Here is a 332-nt window from a genome sequence, read left to right on the forward strand (position 1 = left end):
GCGCAGTACCACGGCTGAGCCGGAACGAAAGAAGGGGAGCCGAGGCTCCCCTTTTTCATGCGCGGGCCGACGGCCCTCCGGCGCGTTGGCTGGCGGGGTCGCGCCGGTGGCGTACCCGCCCTACGCAACCCGCCCGGCTCAACTGCTTACCTTTCCGGTGCGGTCGTTGATCACGAACAGCTTGCCGTTGGCGTCGCGCACGAGGATTTCCGCGCCCGGCTGGCCATCCATATCGGCCACCGAATCGATGCTGTAGTTGACGTCGCCGATGCGGTAGTCGCTGCTGGCGCCGCTGGCGTGGTGGATGACCCGCACCTTGCCCTGCATCACCA

At 67.5% G+C, this 332-nt stretch carries 1 protein-coding gene; it reads right to left on the reverse strand.

Translation table 11 applies throughout. From position 1 onward, the window contains the following. Positions 1 to 138: 138 nt before the first annotated feature. On the reverse strand, positions 139 to 332 hold a 194-nt coding region (locus ACLJNW_RS23935; RefSeq protein WP_410961186.1), incomplete at its 5' end, for a hypothetical protein.

It is taken from the genome of Salmonella sp. SAL4457 (genome assembly GCF_046548235.1).
In the GTDB taxonomy this organism is placed as follows: domain Bacteria; phylum Pseudomonadota; class Gammaproteobacteria; order Enterobacterales; family Enterobacteriaceae; genus Salmonella; species Salmonella enterica.